The sequence below is a fragment of the Sphingomonas elodea ATCC 31461 genome (assembly GCF_000226955.1).
Taxonomy (GTDB): domain Bacteria; phylum Pseudomonadota; class Alphaproteobacteria; order Sphingomonadales; family Sphingomonadaceae; genus Sphingomonas; species Sphingomonas elodea.
In genome coordinates, this window is sequence record NZ_AGFU01000039.1 from 1 (window position 1) to 16,777 (window position 16,777).

Consider the following 16,777-nt stretch of genomic DNA (forward strand, 5'->3'; position numbering starts at 1 on the left):
GATCTACACTCTTTCCCTACACGACGCTCTTCCGATCTGTTCTGCACGTCGACATAGACCTCGAAGCGCTTGCTGAACGCATAGCGGGCGGAGAGATCCATCTCTTCGTCGGCGGCCCAATAGGTGTCGCCGCCATCGGTCAGATCGTCGGCGATGGTGTCCAGCCAGTCGCTGCGGCGCTGGTACTGGACGCGCAGCGACAGGCCGTACTTCTCGTAATAGGCGCCGACATTGTAGATCATGTCCGACGTGCCGGGCAGCCGCACCTTGCGCGCCGGGATCGCGCCGAGCAGCGGCTTGGTGACCTGGCTGTCGTTCAGCGTGATGTTGGCCGAGATGCCGAAGCCGCCCATCCAGTCCGGCAGGCCGAGCGTGCCGGTCCACGGATCGAGCTGGAGCTGGGCCGCTGCTTCCGCGCCGAAGATCCGCCCGTTGCCGCCATTGGTGATGCCGGTGAAGGTATAGGCCGAGCGATCGATGCCGTTGCTGTCCAGCGCGTTCGACCCGAAGGTGCGCGACTGGCGGTACAGCACGTCCTCGACCCGCTTGTAGAAGACGCCGGCCATCAGATAGCCCTGCGGGCGGACATACCATTCGAAATAGCCGTCCACGCCATAGGCGCGCTCCGGCTTCACCCCGGGATTGCCGCCCGAGATCACCTGGTTGGTATCGTTGATGACGACGTTCGGGCGAAGCTGATCATAGTCGGCGCGCGCCGCGCCCGAGTTGAACGACAGGCGCAGCTTCTTGGTATCGTCGACATTGTAATTCACGTGGAGGCTGGGGAAGGCCAGCGTCTGGCTCGATTCCGCCGTCACCGGGCCGGTCACGGCGCCGAGCGTGGCGACCGCCTTGCCGCGATTTTCCAGCCGCTCGACGCGCACGCCGCCGAGGATCGAGCCCCAGTCGTAGCGCAGCGTGCCCATAACATAGCCGGCATAGACGCGCTCGCGCACATCATAATTGTTGGCGGTATTGGGGGTGAAGGCGAACTGCTCGCGTGCCGCCTTGGCGACCGCCCGCATCTTGTCCTCGTCGAAATAGCGGAACGTGTATTCCATCGGGATCTTGCCGGCGAACGGATCGTCCAGCGAGAAGTCCGTATAGCTGGCCGGCACCCCGATCGCGGTGAGGCCGGCGGCGGTGTTCACCAGGATCTGCTTCTCGTCCGCCACCTTGGTACGCTGGTCGAACTGGACGCCCGCCTTGAACGTGGCATCGCTGCCGAGGAAGCGGGTCTCGCGCGCGAGCACGACGCGGCCGGTATAGGCCTTGGTGGTATCGATCGCGTCGAGCACGGTCAGCGACGAGGCCGGCTTGGTGAAGCTGTCGATCGCCACCACGCGGCTGCCGGCCGAATAGCGGGTGGGGCCGCTCAGCTGGTTGGTGGTGAAGAGCCGCAGGCGCGAGCGGTTGGGATCGGAGAAGTCATAGTCGACGGTCGGGCGCAGCGTGCGGGTGCTGGGGCTGTCCCAGGCGATCTCGCCGACGACCGAGCGATCGTCCTTCGATTCGGTATAGTTGCCGACCCAAGACAGGTGCCAGCCCGGCGCGAAATCATGCTCGCCGACGATGCTGTTGGTGAAGATCGACTGGCGGAAGGCGCGCAGCGTCGAGCGCTGGCGGATGTCGATGCCGTAGATGGTGCCGCGCTGGGGCGTGTTGCCGATGCAGACATCGGCATAGCCGGTGGTGGTCGGCGTCGGGTTCACGGTGCGCGCGCAGTCCGCGGTGTCGGGCACCAGATCGGCCTGTCGGTCGTCCAGGTCGAAGCGGTAGTTGTCGCGCGCCTCGTCGTCCTTGAAGATCGTATAGATCGAGCGCAGCGAGATGGTGTTGCGATCGTCCGGCTTGTAATCGACGCGGGCCGAGGCCGACCAGTTGCGGCGGGTGAGGCGGTACAGCTTGTTTTCGGCTTCCTGCGCCCAGAAGCGGGTGGTGTTGCCGGGGCGCTGGTCCTGCGCGACGCGCTCGTAATCGGTCTCGAAATTGTCGGTGATCATGCCGCGCTGGAAATAGCTGCCCGAGACCAGCACGCCGAGCTCGCCCTCGCCGACCTTGAACCGGTCCGACGCGACGGCGGAGACTTCATACTGCTTGCGGTCGCCGAGCTCGGCGATGCCGTAGCCGGCCTTTCCGGCGAAGTGTGCGCCCTTATAGTCGAACGCCGAGCGGGTGACGACGTTGACGTTGCCCGCCACCGTCTCGCCGGTCATGTCCGGTGTCACCGCCTTGGAGACGACGATCTGCGCGGCGATCGCCGAGGGGATCGAATCGAAGCGCGCGTCGCGGCCCTCGGGGCTGACCACGGTGATCCCGTCGAACGACAGCGTGGTCCAGTAATTGGGCGCGCCGCGCAAGCTGATATAGCGGGCCTGGCCCTGGTCGCGCTCGACCGCGATGCCGGGCAGGCGGCTGGCGGCCTGGGCGATGTTCTGGTCGGGCAGGCGGCCTACGCCGTCGGCGGCGGCTACGGTGACCAGCGAATCCGAGGCGCGCTGGATGCGCAGCGCCAGCGCCTCCGATTCGGCGATCGGACGTGCGCCGGTGACGATGATGTCGCCAGGCACCGGCTCGGTCTGCTGGGTCGGTTCCTGCGCGGTCTGCGCGGTGGCGGCGGTCGCCAGCACGCAGGCCAGCACGCTCGCGCCGGACGCGAGAATCAGTTTGGATCGCGATGTCATGAAAGCCCCCTGAGTCAGCCCTGTTTGATGAGGCCGGTAAGGGGAAACGCAGTCAGTTCGGTTGCGTTTGTGTAACGGTTTTATGACATCGGCGCCGTTCCGTCCCCTTTGGAGACGGGTGCATGCCGCGCCGCAGTGTCGGCAGCCCCGGGGTGCGGGGCTGCCGGTTTCCGATCAGGCGCGGGTGCCGGTGATCGGGAAGCTGCCGAACGCGCCGGCGGTGACGGTGCCGTCAAGGCTGTCGCCGCTCACGGTCGCTTCGCAGGTGAGCGTCATCGGCATCGGCACCGAGATGTCGAGCGACCAGCTGAGCGTGTCGCCGTTGACCTTGCCGTCCTTGATCTCGGTCTGGCCCATCGCGCCGTTGAAGCTGCCGGTGAAGCTGTCGCCGTTGCTGGTGACGGTGAGCGTCGCCTGCTGGTCGCCCAGCGGCGACTTGGTCACGGTGTTCCAGTTGCCATCCACATTCGCCATCTTGGGTCTCTCCTGCTTACCTGGTTACTTGGCCGCCGCCGGACTCTTCCCTGCCAGCGATGCCGCGCTGATCACCTCGACAGGCAGGCCGAGGCTGTCAAGCTGCGGGCGGACCTTGGCGGCGTCGCCCACCACCACCCAAACGAAGCGATCGACGTCGAGTGCCCCGCGTGCCGCAGCGTCAAGCTGGGGGGCGGTCATGCTGCGATATTTTTGCGCGATGCTGTCGTAATAATCGTCCGGACGGTGGCGGATGTCGTTCTGCTGCATCGCGCCGAGCACGGCATTGGCGGTTTCGAATCGGCCGGCGAGTTCGCGGGTGCTGCCGGTGATCTCGCGGGCAAGCTCGGCCGGGGTGACGCCGGCGGTGGTCAGGAAACCGCGCACGTCGTCGCGGATCGCCTTGATCGAATCGCCGGTCCGGTCGGCCTGCACGGGCGCGTTCACCGAATAGGGCACGGCATGCTCCAGCCAGTTGAACCCGCCGCCCGCGCCATAGGACCAGTGGCGTGCCTCGCGCAGGTCCATGTTGATCCGCGACAGGAAGCCGCCGCCCAGCACCTGGTTCGCGGTCACCGCTAGGAGCAGGTCGCTCTTGGGATCAAGCGGGGTCATCTGCGCGGCGACGATCAGCGACTGGGGCGAGTTGGGCCGGTCGACCAGCAGGATGCGCGGGGAAGCCTGTTGCGGCTTCGCGTCGAACGCCTTGACGCCCGCCGGGCCCTCGCCCTTCCAGTCGCCGAAGCGCGCGTCGAGCGCCGCTTTCACCTCCGCCAACGGCAGATCGGTGACGACGAACAGCTTCGCCTTGTCCGGGCGGATCCAGGCACGGTGGAAGGCGCCCAGATCGTCGCGGGTCAGCTTGGCGACCACCGCCGGATCGCCCGAGCCGTTGCCGAGCTTCGCATAGGGGCTGGCCGGGCCGTAGAGCAGCCCGGGCAGGGCGCGTCCGGCCAGGCTGTTCGGGTTGCTCAGCTCGAACTGGATCGCGGTGAGCGTGGTGGCGCGCAGCCGCTCGACCTCGGCCGGTGCGAAGGCCGGGCGCCGGACGATGTCGGCGAACAGTTCGACGCCGCCGCCGAGGTTGGCGCTGGGCACGCCGAGGCTGAGATAGGTGCGATCGGCCGAGCTGCCGCCGTCGATCTCCGCGCCCAGCCGTTCCTTGGCCTCGGCGATGGCGATCGAGTTGCGGCTGGTGGTGCCCTCATCCATCAGCGCCAGGGTGAGGTTCTGGGTGCCCGGCTTGCCGTCCGGATCGGCGGTGGCGCCGGCATCGAAGCTCAGCACCATGCGGGTCACCGGCACCGCGGTCTGGCGGGCGTAGACCAGCTCAACACCGTTCGCGAGGCGGGTGCGCTCCACGGTGGGGAAACGGATGTCGCGGATCGGGCCGACATCGGGCAGCGGACCGCGATCGCCCTTGGGGATCGCTTCCTCGGCGGCCGGCTTGGCGGGGGCGACCGCAGCGGCCTCCTGATAGGCCTCGCGCTGGCCGGGCTCGACGCGGATGGTGAAGGCCGGGCGGGTCAGCCACTTGGCGGCCGCGGCGCGGGCCTTGGCGGGCGTCATCCTCGCCACTTCTTCCAGCCGCTTGCGGAAGAAGCCGGGATCGTTCGAATAGAGCAGCCCCTCCGCCAGGGCCGAGGCCTGGGCGCGGGTGGATTGCAGGCCCTTGATCGTCCCCGCGACATTGGTGGTGGCGACGCGCTGGACTTCGTCCGCCGTCGGCCCCTTGGCGATCAGGTCGGCGAGGATTGCGTCGATCCGCTTGTCGACCACCGCCGGATCGACGCCCGGCTTCAGCGTCACGCCGATGGTGAAGGTGCCGACCTGCGAGAAGGGCTCGGCATAGGCATAGGCGTTGACCGCCAGCTTCTCCTCGCGGACCAGCGCATTGGCCAGCCGCGAGCTGGCAAGGCCACCCAGGACCTGCCCGAACACGTCGAGCGCGGCGGAATCGGGGTCGTTCAGGCCGGGAATCGCCCAGTTGCGAGTGATCTGGATGGCGGGCACCTGGTCCTTCAGCACGACCGTCTTCGCAGCGGGCAGCGTGGGGATGGTGACCTTGGGCAGTTCGCTCTTCGGGCCGGCTGCGATGCGGCCGAAATACTTCTCCACCAGCGGTCGCGCCTCGGCGGCGTCGATGTCGCCGGCCAGCGCCAGCACGGCGTTGTTCGGCCCGTAATGGTCGCGGAACCATGCCTTCACGTCGGCGACGCTGGCGCGGTCGAGATCGGCCATCGAGCCGATGACGGAATGGCCATAGGGGCCGCTGCCGAACAGGCCTTCGTACAGCGCATATTCGACGAGGCCGTAGGGCTGGTTGTCGCCCTGGCGCTTCTCGTTCTGGACGACACCGCGCTGCTCGTCGAGCACGCCCTGGGTGATGGCCGGAGTCAGCCAGCCCATCCGGTCGCTTTCGAGGAACAGCGCGCGTTCCAGCGCGGGCTTGGGCACCGTCTCGAAATAGTTGGTGCGATCGAAATAGGTGGTGCCGTTGAGATCGGTGGCACCCACCTGCTTCAGGGGTTCGAAGAAATCGCCGGGCGCATTCTGCGAGCCGTTGAACATCAGATGCTCGAACAGGTGCGCGAAGCCGGTCTTCCCCGCAGGCTCGTGCTTCGATCCGACATCGTACCAGACCGAAAGGGCCACGACCGGCGCCTTGCGGTCGGTGTGTACGATCACCCGCAGACCATTGGCCAGGGTGAACTGCTCATAGGGGAGCTTCACCTGGTCGACGAGGGTGGCGAGCGGCGCCGGGGCGGTCGCGGCGGGGGCCTGCTGGGCGACGGCGGGCAGGGCGGGCGCGGCCAGCGCGACCAGCGCGGTAGTACAGAGCAGACGGATGGACGGCATCGAACGGGTATCCCCCAGGCAAGGTAACGGATGACACCATAGCTGGCCGCGCCGCTCCGGCAAGCGGGCGCACGCCGATGCCAAACCCCTTGCCCCGGGTGAGGAGGGAATGGTAGCGCTACCGGGAAGCAGCATCGACTGCGCTACAACATCGAGAGAGGATAGGCTGTTGCGTCTTTCGCTGACCCTTACGACGGCCGTGGCTGCCCTCGCGCTGCTTGGCGGCTGCTCCACCGGCGACTCTGCCAAGAACGACACCGCATCGAACGCCGCGGCGCAGGACGATGTCGCCGGAGAGGCGCGCAGCCCCGACGGCAAGCGCTATCTCGCCCAGCCGCTGGTCAAGGACCTGTTCTTCGCCGACCCGTCCGCACACGTGTTCGACGGCAAGATCTACGTCTATCCCAGCCATGACGTCGACATGGGCATTCCCGACGACGATCTCGGCAGCCAATATGCGATGCACGACTATCAGGTGCTGAGCATGGACCGTCCCGGTGGCCCGGTGACCGTGCACCCCGTCGCGCTCGACCTGAAGCAGGTCCCCTGGGCCTCCGAAAAGGCTTGGGCGCCGGATGCCGCCTTCAAGAACGGCACCTATTACCTCTATTTCCCGGCCAAGGATAAGCAGGGCGTGTTCCGGATCGGCGTCGCCACGTCCAAGTCGCCGGTCGGTCCGTTCAAGGCCGAGCCGCAGCCGATCGAGGGCAGCTATTCGATGGACCCCGCCGTCTTCACCGACGAGGACGGCCAGAGCTATCTGTACCTCGGCGGCATCTGGGGCGGCCAGCTGCAGCGCTGGGCGACCGGCAAATACGACCCCAACGGCGGCGATACCGACCTGAAGAAGGACGACCAGCCCGCGCTGACCGGCAAGGTCGCGCGCCTCGCGCCCGACATGAAGAGCCTCGCCGAACCGCTGCGTGACGCGGTGATCCTCGACGAAAAGGGCAAGCCGATCCTCGGCGGCGACCATGACCGCCGCTTCTTCGAGGCGGCCTGGACGTTTAAGCGCGGCGGCAAATATTACTACATGTACTCGACCGGGGACACGCACTTCCTCGCCTATGCCGTCGGCAAGAGCCCCTATGGCCCGTTCACCTATACCGGGCGGATCCTGGAGCCGGTGCAGGGCTGGACCAGCCATGGCTCGGTGTTCGCGTTCCAGGGCAAATGGTATCTGGCGTACCACGACACCCAGCTGACGAATAAGAACCACCTCCGCTCGGCCAAGATCACCGAGCTGACCTTCCGTCCCGACGGGACGATCGTCACGCTGAAGCCGTTCAGGGACTGACCGGCGCGCCGCGCGGGGCGAGGGACATGCCCCGGCCGCGCGGCATCTTCCACCGCGGGCGCTTTGGCGCTAGCACCCGGCGATGGATACCCCCAAGCTCGCCATCCCGCGCTCGCTCTTCGTCTTCTCGATCCTCTATGGGGGCATGGTCTGCATGGCGGGCGTGCTGGGGGTGAAGCAGGTGGCCCTGGGCCCGCTCGCGGTGGAAGCGGGGATCTTCGGCTTCCTGATCCTCGTCGTGCTGTCGAGCGCCGTCGCCGAGCTGCACGGGCAGGCCGTTGCCACCGGGCTGGTACGGCTGGGCTTCGTGCCGCTGCTCGTCTCGGCCGCGCTGATCCAGCTGGTGCTGATCCTGCCGGCCGACAAGGGCATGTACCCGCCCGCCATCGCCGCTTTCCCGATCGTCGTGGGGCAGGGGATGCGGATGATGCTGGCGGGGTTCATCTCCTACGGCACGTCGCAGACGCTCAACGTGTTCATCTTCAACAAGCTGCGCGGGCAGGAGGGGCCGAGCGGCCTCGTCTGGTTCCGCGGCATGGTGGCGAGCGTGGTGTCGCAGATCGTCGATACCGTGCTGTTCATCAGCATCTCCTTCCTCGGCGAGCGGCCGATCCTCGAGCTGATGGCCGGGCAGATGCTCACCAAGGTGGTGCTGTCGATCGTGCTCGTGCCGTTCCTGATCACCGGCGCCGTGGCATTGGGTCGCGCTCTCGATGGACGTAGGGGCTAAGCGGCACTAAGGGGCGCGCATGACCGATCACGCACCCCATCCGGCGCTGCTCGCCAAGGCCGAGACCCTCACCGAGGCGCTGCCCTATCTGCAGCGCTATGCCGGCGCCACCTTCGTCGTGAAATATGGCGGCCACGCCATGGGCGATCCCGAACTGGCGCGCGACTTCGCCGAAGACGTGGTGCTGCTGAAGGCGGTGGGGATCAACCCGATCGTCGTCCATGGCGGCGGCCCGCAGATCGGGCGGATGCTCAAGCGACTCGGCGTCGAATCCACCTTCGTCGGCGGCCTGCGCGTCACCGACAAGGCGACCGCCGAGATCGCCGAGATGGTGCTCGCCGGCTCGATCAACAAGGAAATCGTCGCCTGGATCGCGGCGGCGGGCGGCCGGGCCGTGGGCATTTCCGGCAAGGATGCCGGGCTGGTGCGCGCCGAGAAGGTGCAGCGCAGCGAGGCCGATCCGCTGCAGGGCATCGAGCGCCATGTCGACTTAGGCTTCGTCGGCGAGCCGGTGGCGGTGGACATCTCCATTCTCCAGTCGCTCGCCGCGTCGGGCTTCATTCCCGTCGTCTCGCCGATTGCGCTGGGCGCCGATGGCCACACCTACAACATCAACGCCGATACCATGGCCGGCGCGATCGCCGGCGCATGCGGCGCCAAGCGCTTCTTCCTGCTCACCGACGTGCCGGGCGTGCTCAGCAAGACCGGCGACCTGCTGACCGATCTCGATGCGGCGCGGGTGCAGGCGCTGAAGGACGACGGCACGATCTCGGGCGGGATGATCCCCAAGGTGGAGACCTGCGTCAACGCGGTCGCGGCGGGGGTCGACGCGGCGGTGATCCTCGACGGGCGCATCCCGCACGGCATGCTGCTGGAAATCTTTACCCGCCAGGGCGTAGGCACGCTCGTCCATAGCTGATCCATCGGCGGATTGTCCGCCGGCGGATCGATCCTATATCGCACCTGAAACGGTGTCGCGGAGAGTGAATTGACCCAGATTGGCCTGATGCTGCTGCAGATCCTCCAGGTGGTGCTCAACATCGTCTGGTGGATCATCGTGATCCAGGCGATCCTGTCGTGGCTGATCCAGTTCAACGTCATCAACACGCACAGCGACTTCGTTCGCTCGGTGTGGAACGCGCTGCACCGGATGACCGAGCCGCTGTACCGCCCGATCCGGCGCATCCTGCCCGATTTCGGCGCGCTGGACCTGTCGCCGCTGGTCGTGCTGCTGATCCTCTACATCCTGCAGACGATCGTGATCCCGCGCATCGGCTTCATGGTCGCCGGCGCCGGGGCCTAAGTGCCCGCCTGGCGGCCGAGCGCCACGGGAATCGAGATTGCCGTGCGCGTGACGCCGCGGGCGTCGCGCGACGTGCTGGGACCAGGCACGCAAGAGCATTTCGCTGCCCGCCTCGCCGCGCCGCCGGTGGAGGGGGCCGCCAATGCCGCGCTGGTGCCGCTGGTCGCCAAGACCTTCGGCGTGGCCAGGCGCGACGTGACGCTGATCGCGGGCGAGACCGCGCGGCTCAAGCGACTTTCGATCGCCGGCGACGGTGCGGCGCTGGAACAAATCGCCCGCAGTCTCTATGGCGAGGGGCATGACGGCTGAGATCATCGACGGCAAGGCATTTGCCGCGGGCCTGCGCGCCCGCATCGCGACCCTGGTTCCTGCATTCGAAGCGGCGGCGGGGCGCGTGCCCGGGCTCGCCGTGGTGCTGGTAGGCGAGGACCCGGCGTCCGCCGTCTATGTCCGCTCCAAGGGCAAGCAGACCCGCGAGGCCGGCATGGCGAGCTTCGAGCACAAGCTGCCCGCCGACACGACCCAGGCCGACCTGCTCGCGCTGGTCGACCAGCTCAATGCCGATGCGAGCGTGGACGGCATCCTCGTCCAGCTGCCGCTGCCCCGCCACATCGACGAGCAGGCAGTGCTGCTGCGCATCTCGCCCGAGAAGGATGTCGACGGCTTTCACCCGGTCAATGCCGGCCGCCTCGCCACCGGGCTCGAGGGCTTCGTGCCCTGCACCCCGCTCGGCTGCCTGATGCTGCTGCAGGACAGGCTCGGCAGCCTGTCCGGCCTCGACGCGGTGGTGATCGGCCGCTCGAACATCGTCGGCAAGCCGATGGCGGCCTTGCTCACCAGGGCGAGCGCGACGGTGACGGTGGCGCATTCGCGCACCGGCAACCTGCCGCACTATCTGAAACATGCCGACATCGTCGTCGCGGCGGTGGGCATCCCGCACTTCGTCAAGGGCGAGTGGCTGAAGCCAGGTGCCACCGTGATCGACGTGGGCATCAACCGCACCGAAAGCGGCCTGGTCGGCGATGTCGACTTCGACGGCGCGGCGAGCGTCGCCGGCGCGATCACGCCGGTGCCGGGCGGCGTCGGCCCGATGACGATCGCCTGCCTGCTGCGCAACACGCTGGTCGCCGCGCATCGCAACGCCGGGGTTCCGCTCGAGGCAGACGCGATTTGATCGAGCTGTTCGTCTCCTCGCTGGTCACCTTCTTCGTCATCATCGACCCGCCCGGCTGCGCGCCGATCTTCGCGGGGCTGACGGCGGGGACGAACGCCGTGCATCGCCGCGCGATGGCCGTGCGCGCGGTGATGGTCGCCTCGATCATCCTGCTCGGATTCGCGCTGTTCGGCGAGGCGCTGCTGCATGCGCTGGGCATCAGCCTCAACGCCTTCCGCATCGCCGGCGGCATCATGCTGTTCCTGATCGCGCTGGAAATGGTGTTCGAGAAGCGCACCGAGCGCCGCGAGGACCGCGCCGAGAAGGTGAAGGCCGAGGATCCGGTGGACATCTCGATCTTCCCGATGGCGATGCCGATGATCGCGGGGCCGGGCTCGATCGCCTCGGTGATGCTGCTGATGTCGCAGAGCAGCGGCATCCAGCAATCGGCGGTGGTGCTGGCGGCGATGCTCTCGATCCTGCTGCTGACCCTTGTCGCGCTGCTCGCCGCCGGCCCGATCATGCGGATCGTGGGGGCCAAGATCGAGGCGGTGGTCTCGCGGCTGCTCGGCGTGCTGCTGGCGGCGCTGGCGGTGCAGTTCGTGATCGACGGCATCCGCGCGGCGCTCGCGGCAGGCTGAGCGGGGCCGCGCCACCCCCTTCCCGACGCCGCCCTCAGCTCTTCGCGGAGGCGATCAGCAGGATCAGCGCGGCGATGCCGATCGCTACCGCCTGGAACAGGATGCGCTTCTGCATCAGCTTGTTCGACCGGATCGCGCGTTCGCTCGGGCCGTCGCCTTCCAGGTCCTGCGTCGTGGTGCCGGCCATGTTGACCAGCCCCTTGATCAGGAAGAACAGCGTCGTCAGGACCGCTGCGAGGAACAGGATCGCGAGGAATATCATCGCGCTGTTCTACGCCTCGATTGGACCGAAGCCAACCGGTACTTCCCCTTTGCGCAGTTTGTCGGCGAGCGCGCGGCCATCCTCGCCCGCCAGTCGCAGCGATTCCAGTGTCGGCGCGCCGTGGCGCTTGGCGAGGCGGGTGCCGTCCGGCCCCGCGAGCAGCGCGTGGTGGCGATATTCCGGCGTCGGCAGGCCGAGCAGCGCCTGAAGCAGCCGGTGGACATGGGTCGCGGCGAAGAGGTCGCTGCCCCGCACGATATGGCTGATACCCTGCGCGCCATCGTCGACCGTCACGGCGAGGTGATAGCTGGCCGGCGCATCCTTGCGGGCGAGGATAACGTCGCCGTGGCTGAGGGGGGCGGCGTTCACGGTGCCGGCCCGTGCGTCGTGCCAGGTTAGCGGCCCGGCCAGGGCAGCCGCCTTCGCCATGTCCAGCCGCCAGCTGTGCGGGCGCGTCAGGTCGGGGTCGACCAGCCCGCGGCAGGTGCCGGGATAGAGCGGGCCATCGGGACCATGCGGCGCGGAGAGGCTCGCCGCGATGTCGGCCCGCGTACAGAAGCACGGATAGAGCAGCCCCATCGCGCGCAGCCGATCCAGCGCTTCCTGGTACAGGTGCAAGCGCCGCGACTGAAAGGTCGGCGGCTCGTCCCATATCAGCCCCAGCCAGTCGAGATCGGCGAGGATCGCTGCGACATGTTCGGGACGCGACCGGGTGCCGTCGATATCCTCGATGCGCAGGGTGAATCTGCCGCCATTCGCTCTCGCGAAATCATGCGCCTGCAGCGCGGAGAAGGCATGGCCGAGGTGGAGTCGACCGGTGGGGCTGGGGGCGAAACGGGTGTGGCGTTCCATGGATCCGGCTCTTGACCGCGAGTCGCGGCATATGCTGTCATGCGGGCGTCACGCTTTTGCGCAAAAGGCGGGGCACCAAAGGCGAGGGTGAGGTTCTGCATGTACCATCCCGATCTGATCCGCCATCCGGATGGCTGCCCGGCGCTCGTGCTGAACGCCGATTATACCCCGCTCAGCTATTATCCGTTGAGCGTGTGGCCCTGGCAGACCGCGATCAAGGCCATCTTCCTCGAACGGGTGGACGTCGTCTCCTATTACGAGCGAGAGGTGCGAAGTCCCAGCGCGGTGCTGAAGCTCCCTTCGGTCATCGCGCTCAAACAATATGTTAAGCCTTCGCAATTTCCCGCCTTTACCCGGTTCAACCTGTTCCTTCGCGACAAGTTCGCTTGCCAATATTGCGGATCGCACCGCGATCTCACCTTCGACCATGTCATTCCCCGCGCCCAGGGCGGCCGCACCACCTGGGAAAATGTCGCCACCGCCTGCGCCCCCTGCAACCTGAAAAAGGGCGGCCGCACTCCCCAGCAGGCGAGCATGCCGCTCCACATCCACCCGATCCGGCCGACCAGCTGGCAGCTCCAGGAGCATGGCCGGCGCTTCCCCCCCAACCATCTCCACGAAACCTGGCGCGACTGGCTCTACTGGGACATCGAGCTGGAAGCCTGAGCGACGCCATTCCGCCGTAAAATCGGTGTGTGTTATTGCGATAACACAGATAGTCGGCTAAGGCAGGCAAATGGCGCGCGAGCCCGGTTCTCCTGACAGTCGATTTCCGTTGCGGCGCGATGGCGCCGACGACGATGTGGCGCAACCCCAAGGCTGGCGTCCGCAGGGGCGGCGCGACAAGCGCGAGCCGATCTGGCGGCCCGGCATGGGCATGGGCATGGGCACGGGCGAAGGCGCGGCGACGGCCGACCCGACCGGCCATGGCTATGGCGGCGGAAGCTTCGGCGGCGGCGACGATGTGCCGCCCGCTCTGCCGCGCAAGCGAAGGATCCGCTGGGGTCGCTGGATCGTCCGCGGGATGGCGGTGTGCATCCTGCTGTTCATCGCCGCGGTCGCCTGGCTGGCGCTCACCGCGCCCCTGTCCAAGTCGTTGCGGCCGCCGGCGCCGCCTTCGATCACGCTGCTGGCGGCCGACGGCACGCCGATCGCGCGGCGCGGCGCGGTGATCGGCAAGCCGGTGGACGTCTCCAAGCTCCCCGATCACGTCGCCCAGGCGTTCATCGCGATCGAGGATCGGCGCTTCTACAGCCATTGGGGCGTCGATCCGCGCGGCATCGCGCGTGCGATGTTCCACAATATCAGCTCGGATGGCGGGTCGCAGGGCGGCAGCACGATCACCCAGCAGCTCGCCAAGAACGCCTTCCTCACCTCGCGGCGCACCTTCGGGCGCAAGGCGCAGGAAGTGCTGATCGCCTTCTGGCTGGAAGGCTGGCTGAGCAAGGACGAGATCCTCTCGCGCTACCTTTCCAACGTCTATTTCGGCGACAACGTCTACGGCCTGCGCGCGGCCGCCCGGCACTATTTCTCCACCGAGCCGGAGCGATTGACGCTGAGCCAGGCGAGCCTGCTCGCCGGTCTCGTCAAGGCGCCGAGCCGGCTTGCCCCCACCGGCAATCTCGACGGCGCGCGCGAGCGGCAGCGGCTGGTGATCGGCGCGATGCAGGAGGCGGGGTTCATCACCCAGGCCGAGGCGCGCCGGGTGCGCCCCGCCGTGCTCCACGTGCAGGACAGCGACGAGACGCTCCCCAACGGCACCTATTTCGCCGACTGGGTGCTGCCCGAGGCGCGCGACCGCGCCGGCGGCGTCGCCACCGAGCAGACGGTGACGACCACGCTCGACACCCGGCTGCAGACGGCGGCCGAGCGGGTGATCAAGAGCGCCGGCCTCGGCAAGGTGCAGGTGGCGCTGGTCGCGATGCGGCCGGATGGGCGCGTCGTGGCGATGGTGGGCGGGCGCGACTATGCGGCCAGCCCGTTCAACCGCGCGACCCAGGCGCGGCGCCAGCCGGGCTCGGCGTTCAAGCTGTTCGTCTATCTGGCGGCGCTGCGTTCGGGCATGACGCCGGACACGATGGTCGACGACACGCCGGTGCAGATCGGCGACTGGAAGCCGTCGAACAGCGATGGCCGCTATGCCGGCCGCATCACGCTCCGCCAGGCGATGGCCAAGTCGAGCAACGTCGTGGCGGCGCGGTTGATCCAGAAGCTGGGGGTCGGCCGGGTGACGCAAGCCGCGCGCGACCTCGGCATTTCGACTCCGATCGGCAGCGACGCCTCGATCGCGCTGGGCACCTCGACCGGCTCGCTGCTGGAACTGACCGCGGCCTATGCGGCGGTCGCCAATGGCAGCTATCCGGTCCGCCCGCGCGGGCTGGACGAAGAGGAGTCGGCCGATGACTGGCTGGCGCGCCGTCTGGGCGGCCCCAGCCGGTTCGACGCGCGGCTGCTCGAGGATCTCCGCTCGATGCTGAGCACTGTCGTCCAGTCCGGCACCGCCCGGGCGGCGACGCTGCCGGTGCCCGCCTTCGGCAAGACCGGGACGACCCAGGATGGCCGCGACGCGCTGTTCGTCGGCTGGGCGGGCGACCTCGTCGTCGGCGTGTGGATCGGCAATGACGACAACAGCCCGGTCTCGGGCGCCTATGGAGGCGGGCTGCCCGCGCATATCTGGCGCGACTTCATGGTCCGCGCGCTGGGCCTCACCCTGCCGCCGGTGCCGGTGGAGGAAGACAATTTCATCGAAGAGAACGCGATGGGTCTGGACGAGGTGCTGAACGGCGCCGGCGTGCAGATCGACGAGGAGGGCGTGCAGCTCGATCTCGGCCGGGTGCGCGAGCTGGTGCCGGAAGGCGAGGCGCGCGACGCGATCCCGCGCAACGTGCGGATCCCCGTGCCCGGCCCCGACGCGGATCGCCGACGGCGCAGCGACCCCCGCGACGCACCCGAGGGCGAGGAATGATCCGCCGCTGGCCCTGATGCGCGGGAGACGGTAGGAGCTTGCCAAAGCAATCAGGAGACGGACATGAAGACGGTAGGCGTGATCGGTGCGGGCCAGATGGGGGCGGGGATCGCCCAGGTGTCGGCGCAGGCGGGCTATGCCGTGCTGCTCTCCGACGTCGACCAGGCCCGCGCCGATGCCGGCAAGGCAGGCATCGCCAAGCAGCTTGCCCGGGCGGTGGAGAAGGAAAAGATCACCGCCGCCGATGCCGAGGCGGCGCTGGGCCGAATCACCCCGATCAGTGATCTCGCCGCCATGGGCCCTTGCGATCTTGTGATCGAGGCCGCGACCGAGCGGGAGGCGATCAAGCGCCAGATCTTCGAGACGGTCGGCAAGGTGCTGGGCGCGGAGGCGATCCTCGCCAGCAACACCTCGTCGATCCCGATCACGCGCCTCGCCCAGGCGGCGCCCGATGCCGCCCGCTTCATGGGCGTGCACTTCTTCAATCCCGTACCGGTGATGGGGCTGATCGAGCTCATCCGCGGCCTCGCCACCAGCGATGCGACGGTGGGCGGGGTAGAGGCGTTCGGCCAGTCGCTGGGCAAGCGGATCGTCCATGCCAACGACGCGCCGGGCTTCATCGTCAACCGCGTGCTGATGCCGATGCTCAACGAGGCCTGCTTCGCGCTGGGCGAGGGCGTGGCGACCATTCCCGACATCGACGCCGCCTGCCAGCTGGGCCTCAACCACCCGATGGGGCCGTTCACGCTCGCCGATTTCATCGGGCTGGACACCTGCCTGGAGATCACCCGCGTGCTCTTCGAAGGCACCGGCGACCCCAAGTTCCGCCCGGCGCCGCTGCTGGTGAAGTATGTGGAAGCCGGCTGGTACGGCCGCAAGACCAAGCGCGGCTTCTACGACTATACCGGCGCGGAGCCTGTGCCGACGCGGTGAGGGCGGCCAATGCCGCGTGGAGGAGCCGTGGAGAACGAGCGAAGCTGCTGCTGCGCGGCCTTAGACGATCTCGCCATCGTCGGCATGGGGCATTCAGAGGATCTGGACGCCCGGATCCTGGCGACCCTCGATACGGTGAAGGATCATGGCGGCGAGCAATGGTGGTTACACGCCGCCACGTGCAACCAGTGCGGGCAGCATTGGATGATCGCGCAGGAATCGCGCATTCACGACAATTACTGCCTACGCCGCCTCAGCGGCGACGAGATGCACGCAATTCTCGCGCTATCGCAATGGCCAGAGGATTTCCTTCGCTTCGAGCAGGTGCTTCGACTCGAGCGCGAAGCCGGCCAGGTCGCCTGCTTCCTGGACCCGCGCAGTCCGGCGTTGGTCGACACGGCGCACGACTTACGCCGTGCTCGGCCAGAAATCTCGGTGGCGGACATCGCCTATGCCCTCGCAATTTCCACTGGCCAAGCGGAACGATTGTTTCGGCCGAGAAGGTGGTTCTCCTGGCGTCGTGAGGACGGGGGCGGTCGCGGCTAGAAGCCCCGCTCCGTCAGGGTGGCGCCAGTCGCACTACGAACAGCGCTGTCACCAGCGCACGCGCGTCGATCAGCGCGG

General features: G+C 67.9%; 15 protein-coding genes. 11 read left to right on the forward strand and 4 right to left on the reverse strand.

What is annotated here, in order from left to right:
* Positions 1 to 2,858 precede the first annotated feature (2,858 nt).
* Together KK7_RS0112115 and KK7_RS0112120 are read right to left on the reverse strand one after the other, a co-directional pair.
* Positions 2,859 to 3,158: a hypothetical protein gene (locus KK7_RS0112115; protein ID WP_010544915.1), complete on the reverse strand. Its 300-nt coding sequence runs from the start codon at positions 3,156 to 3,158 to the stop codon at positions 2,859 to 2,861.
* Positions 3,159 to 3,182: 24 nt separating this feature from the next.
* Positions 3,183 to 6,017, reverse strand: coding sequence for a M16 family metallopeptidase (locus KK7_RS0112120; RefSeq protein ID WP_010544916.1), 2,835 nt, complete (start codon positions 6,015 to 6,017; stop codon positions 3,183 to 3,185).
* A 169-nt stretch (positions 6,018 to 6,186) separates the two neighbouring features.
* Here KK7_RS0112120 and KK7_RS0112125 point away from each other — a divergent pair, with 169 nt between their 5' ends.
* The 7 genes from KK7_RS0112125 to KK7_RS0112155 all read left to right on the forward strand — a co-directional run bounded on the left by KK7_RS0112125 (position 6,187) and on the right by KK7_RS0112155 (position 11,141).
* Positions 6,187 to 7,314 (forward strand): glycoside hydrolase family 43 protein, encoded by a 1,128-nt coding sequence (locus KK7_RS0112125; protein WP_010544917.1) that lies wholly within the window; start codon positions 6,187 to 6,189, stop codon positions 7,312 to 7,314.
* A gap of 82 nt (positions 7,315 to 7,396) precedes the next feature.
* On the forward strand, positions 7,397 to 8,044 hold the full coding sequence (locus KK7_RS0112130) for a queuosine precursor transporter (RefSeq protein WP_010544918.1): 648 nt from the start codon (positions 7,397 to 7,399) through the stop codon (positions 8,042 to 8,044).
* Positions 8,045 to 8,063: 19 nt separating this feature from the next.
* Entirely contained in the window at positions 8,064 to 8,963 is a 900-nt protein-coding gene (argB, locus tag KK7_RS0112135) for an acetylglutamate kinase (protein ID WP_010544919.1), read from the forward strand.
* A gap of 87 nt (positions 8,964 to 9,050) precedes the next feature.
* Entirely contained in the window at positions 9,051 to 9,347 is a 297-nt protein-coding gene (locus KK7_RS0112140) for a YggT family protein (protein ID WP_029623231.1), read from the forward strand.
* Positions 9,348 to 9,656, forward strand: coding sequence for a DUF167 domain-containing protein (locus KK7_RS0112145; protein WP_010544921.1), 309 nt, complete (start codon positions 9,348 to 9,350; stop codon positions 9,654 to 9,656).
* On the forward strand, positions 9,646 to 10,521 hold the full coding sequence (folD, locus tag KK7_RS0112150; RefSeq protein WP_010544922.1) for a bifunctional methylenetetrahydrofolate dehydrogenase/methenyltetrahydrofolate cyclohydrolase FolD: 876 nt from the start codon (positions 9,646 to 9,648) through the stop codon (positions 10,519 to 10,521). The genes KK7_RS0112145 and folD overlap by 11 nt, the downstream gene beginning before the upstream one ends.
* Positions 10,518 to 11,141 (forward strand): MarC family protein, encoded by a 624-nt coding sequence (locus KK7_RS0112155; protein ID WP_010544923.1) that lies wholly within the window; start codon positions 10,518 to 10,520, stop codon positions 11,139 to 11,141. Before folD ends, KK7_RS0112155 begins: the two co-directional genes overlap by 4 nt.
* Positions 11,142 to 11,175: 34 nt before the next feature.
* Here KK7_RS0112155 and KK7_RS0112160 read toward each other — a convergent pair whose 3' ends face one another.
* Both KK7_RS0112160 and gluQRS read right to left on the reverse strand, forming a co-directional pair.
* Positions 11,176 to 11,403: an HIG1 domain-containing protein gene (locus KK7_RS0112160; protein WP_010544924.1), complete on the reverse strand. Its 228-nt coding sequence runs from the start codon at positions 11,401 to 11,403 to the stop codon at positions 11,176 to 11,178.
* 9 nt (positions 11,404 to 11,412) lie between these two features.
* Positions 11,413 to 12,255 (reverse strand): tRNA glutamyl-Q(34) synthetase GluQRS, encoded by an 843-nt coding sequence (gluQRS, locus tag KK7_RS0112165; RefSeq protein WP_010544925.1) that lies wholly within the window; start codon positions 12,253 to 12,255, stop codon positions 11,413 to 11,415.
* A 99-nt stretch (positions 12,256 to 12,354) separates the two neighbouring features.
* Here gluQRS and KK7_RS0112170 point away from each other — a divergent pair, with 99 nt between their 5' ends.
* The 4 genes from KK7_RS0112170 to KK7_RS0112185 all read left to right on the forward strand — a co-directional run bounded on the left by KK7_RS0112170 (position 12,355) and on the right by KK7_RS0112185 (position 16,699).
* Entirely contained in the window at positions 12,355 to 12,921 is a 567-nt protein-coding gene (locus tag KK7_RS0112170) for an HNH endonuclease (protein ID WP_010544926.1), read from the forward strand.
* Positions 12,922 to 13,030: 109 nt separating this feature from the next.
* Entirely contained in the window at positions 13,031 to 15,220 is a 2,190-nt protein-coding gene (locus tag KK7_RS0112175; protein WP_010544927.1) for a transglycosylase domain-containing protein, read from the forward strand.
* A gap of 63 nt (positions 15,221 to 15,283) precedes the next feature.
* Positions 15,284 to 16,153 carry a 3-hydroxyacyl-CoA dehydrogenase NAD-binding domain-containing protein gene (locus KK7_RS0112180; RefSeq protein WP_010544928.1) on the forward strand — a complete coding sequence of 290 codons (870 nt, stop codon included), beginning with the start codon at positions 15,284 to 15,286 and terminating at the stop codon, positions 16,151 to 16,153.
* 27 nt (positions 16,154 to 16,180) lie between these two features.
* A complete protein-coding gene (locus KK7_RS0112185; RefSeq protein WP_010544929.1) occupies positions 16,181 to 16,699 on the forward strand; it encodes a hypothetical protein in 519 nt (172 codons plus the stop codon).
* The last annotated feature ends 78 nt before the right edge of the window (positions 16,700 to 16,777 follow it).